Origin of the sequence: Nocardia ninae NBRC 108245, assembly GCF_007990755.1 — a bacterium.
GTDB classification, from domain to species: Bacteria; Actinomycetota; Actinomycetes; order Mycobacteriales; family Mycobacteriaceae; genus Nocardia; species Nocardia ninae.
In genome coordinates, this window is the sequence record NZ_BJXA01000169.1 from 1 (window position 1) to 3,132 (window position 3,132).

At 68.0% G+C, this 3,132-nt stretch carries 4 protein-coding genes; 3 read left to right on the plus strand and 1 reads right to left on the minus strand.

The features are described 5' to 3' along the window. The 3 genes from NN4_RS44360 to NN4_RS44370 all read left to right on the plus strand — a co-directional run. A partial coding sequence (locus NN4_RS44360) for an ATP-binding protein (RefSeq protein WP_147144417.1) occupies positions 1-436 on the plus strand: 436 nt, incomplete at its 5' end. Positions 437-539: 103 nt separating this feature from the next. Beyond that, positions 540-1,169 (plus strand): flavin reductase family protein, encoded by a 630-nt coding sequence (locus tag NN4_RS44365; protein ID WP_147144419.1) that lies wholly within the window; start codon positions 540-542, stop codon positions 1,167-1,169. 172 nt (positions 1,170-1,341) lie between these two features. Next, positions 1,342-1,680, plus strand: coding sequence for an STAS domain-containing protein (locus NN4_RS44370; protein WP_147144425.1), 339 nt, complete (start codon positions 1,342-1,344; stop codon positions 1,678-1,680). Positions 1,681-1,823: 143 nt separating this feature from the next. On the opposite strand, the gene NN4_RS44375 is transcribed toward NN4_RS44370, so the two are convergent. After that, the gene (locus tag NN4_RS44375) at positions 1,824-2,861 is read right to left on the minus strand and encodes an LLM class F420-dependent oxidoreductase (protein WP_147144421.1); all 1,038 of its coding nucleotides are present in this window, start codon (positions 2,859-2,861) and stop codon (positions 1,824-1,826) included. Between the last annotated feature and the right edge of the window lie 271 nt (positions 2,862-3,132).

A 3,132-nucleotide genomic window follows, 5' to 3' on the forward strand; every position in this document is an offset into this window, starting at 1 on the left:
GCTCGCCGCCGCCGCGGTGCCGCACGATCTCGCCTCCGATCTGGTCGCCGCCGCGAACGAGGCGTGCAGCAACAGCATCGAACACGCCTACCGCAACGGCGCCGTGCCGAGCGGCCGCCCCGCGAGCACGGATCGCTCGATGGGTCGGGTCAGCAAGACCCTGCGCGACCCCGCCGCCGACATCAACCGGGTCCAGTTGAGCGCCACCTGCAACACCGAGACCGTGGTGATCACCGTGACCGACGCGGGCAGTTGGAAGCCGCGCTCCGCCGATCCCGGCTATCGCGGCCGCGGCATCGACATGATGCGCGCGCTCACCGAGGAGCTCGACATCGACCACACCGGGCCCGGCACCCGCGTCCGCATGTCGGTGACCCTGCCCGCCATCACCTTCCCGGTGGCCAACCCGCTGCGCGGTACCAACCGCCACATTTAGGGCCTGTCGCAAAGTCCGGATGGGACTTTGCGACAGGCCCTAGGGGAACGCAGCGTCCTTTTGCCGCCAGCACTGGGTGGGCGGCGCGCGGCATCGTTGGCGCATGCATCGCGTTGTTGATCTCAAAGTTCTCTATTTCGGTACGCCGGTGGTGTTGATCGGCACCCGGAATCCGGACGGGACGGCGAACCTTGCGCCGATGTCGTCGGCGTGGTGGCTCGGCGATCAGTGCATGCTCGGGATGGGTACCAGGTCGCAGACGTCGCGGAACCTGGCGCGCGAACGGCAGTGCGTGCTGAATCTGCCGTCCACGGACCTGGTCGAGGCGGTGGATCGGCTGGCGCTGCTGACCGGCGCGCCGGAGCTGACGCCGCACAAGGTCGAGAAGGGGTATCGGTACGAGCCGGACAAGTTCGGGGCCGCCGGGCTCAGCGAGGTCGACGGCGAGGTCGTCGCGGCGCCGCGGGTCGCCGAATGCCCGATTCAGCTCGAATGTGAGCTGGTGTCCGCCGCACCGTTCGGCGTCGACACCGGGGCTACCGCGCACACCGTGCGGGTGTTACGCGCGCATGTGGCCGACGAGCTGATCAATCCGGGCACCGACCACATCGATCAGCTGGGCTGGGATCCATTGATCATGAAGTTCTGCGAGTTCTTCGGCGGCGGTACGCAGCTGTTTCCCTCGCGATTGGCCGAGGCGTGGCGGATTCCGCGTCCGGCGACCAGCCGTTGAGCCGACCGGCCCCGATGCTTCTATTCCGAAGCGGCACAACGGCAGGTTCGACCGGCGTCCTTACGGTAGTGTTTGACGTTATGAACGCGCCGAGGTTGCGAATTCGCCGCTACTTGTGTGTTGTGATGTTGTGACCAACACTTCCGGAGACGCGTATCCCCTCGCGGACACGATGACCACCACCGTCGCCTCACAGGATGGTGCGACGGTCCTCACGGTGGTCGGCGAGGTCGACCTGGCAACCGCACCCGCGCTGGAGAGCTCGATCGAAGCGATCCTCGACGGCAAGCCCGCGGCCCTGATCATCGATCTGACCGCCGTCAGCTTCCTCGCCTCGGCGGGGATGGCCGTGCTTGTCGCAACACATCAGCGTGCGGGTGAGAGCACCGCCATCGCCGTCGTCGCCGACGGCCCGGCCACCAGCAGACAACTGCGGATGACCAACCTCGATCAGGTCTTCGCGGTGCACTCCACGCTGCAGGAGGCGCTCGCGGGGTTCCAGAACCGCTGAGCAGTTCGCTCGGCCAGATGCCTGAGCATGTTCGCTCGGCCGAGTGCTGAGCAGGCCATGACCCAGGCGCTGGGGCAGGCCTATGACATCAACGACGTTGGCGGGCAGGGTGACAATCCCTGCCCGCCAACGTCATCCATGGCTCAGCAGAGCTCGCGCAGCTGCTCGATCAGCTTGACGCGCTCGGCCGGGGTGGCGGCCATCGGCGCGACGTTGAGGACCGTGACGCCCGCTTCGGCGAAGGCGGCGACGCGTTCCTTGATGTAGCCGGCGGGGCCGATCAGCGAGGTGTCGCGGACCAGCGCATCCGGGACGGCCTTGGCCGCCTCTTCCTTCTTGCCCGCCAGGTAGAGCTCCTGGATGCGGTCGGCCTCGGCGCCGTAGCCGTACTTGGTGGCCAGCGTGTGATAGAAGTTCTTGCCCTTGGCGCCCATGCCGCCGATGTAGAGGGCCAGGTGCGGCTTGACGAACTCCAGCAGCGGCTCGACGTCGTCGCCGATGGCCAGCGAGGGGCTCGCGTAGACGTCGAGGTCGCCGAGCTGCGGGTCGCGCTTGGCGAAGCCCGCGTCGAGCGACTCGCCCCAGATCTGCTTCGCCCGCTCCGGCAGGAAGAAGATCGGCTGCCAGCCCTCGGCGATCTCGGCGGTCAGCTCGACATTCTTCGGGCCGATCGAGGCGAGCAGCACCGGAATGCGTTCGCGCACCGGGTGATTGATCAGCTTCAGCGACTTGCCCAGGCCGGTGCCCTGCCCCTCGGGCAGCGGGATCTGGTAGTACTTCCCGTGATACTCGAGGCGCTCGCGGCGCCACACCTTGCGGCAGATCTCCACCAGTTCCCTGGTGCGCCCGATCGGCGCGTCGTAGGGCACGCCGTGGAAGCCCTCGATCACCTGCGGGCCCGACGCGCCGAGGCCGAGGATGAACCGGCCGTCGGAGACGAAGTCCAGGCCGGCCGCGGTCATCGCGGTCAGGCTGGGGGTACGGGTGTAGATCTGCAGGATGCCGGAGGCCAGCTGCAGCCGCGTCGTCTTGGCCGCCAGGTAGCCGAGCGCGCTCACCGCGTCGAACGAGTACGCCTCGGGGACGAACACGATGTCCAGTCCCGCGCGCTCCAGGTCGGCGACTTCCGCCGCCGCCTCTTTGAAACCGCCCGAGTAGTTGATGCTCAATCCGATCCGCATAGCACTCAACATAACGGCGGCTATGGGTCCGCGCCGCACCGGACTGCTGTACCGGGGGCAGTCCCGCAGCAAACATCGTCGGCCAACCGGTAGCGTTGACCGCGCACTCCCCGCCCACGCCGCTCTCTGAAAGGCCTCTGACCCGTGTCGCAGCCGAGCACATCGTCCCAGGAAACTGCGCCCTCGTTCGGCGAGGCCACGCTCGCGCAGTACCTGTCCGAGCTGGCCGCCAAGGTGCCCGCGCCCGGCGGTGGCGCCGTGGCCGCGCTGC

Bases quoted from the DNA above. Each gene is read 5' to 3' on its own strand.
- NN4_RS44370 (WP_147144425.1), top strand. From the start codon at position 1,342: ATGACCACCACCGTCGCCTCACAGGATGGTGCGACGGTCCTCACGGTG.
- NN4_RS44365 (WP_147144419.1), top strand. From the start codon at position 540: ATGCATCGCGTTGTTGATCTCAAAGTTCTCTATTTCGGTACGCCGGTG.
- NN4_RS44375 (WP_147144421.1), bottom strand. From the start codon at position 2,861: ATGCGGATCGGATTGAGCATCAACTACTCGGGCGGTTTCAAAGAGGCG.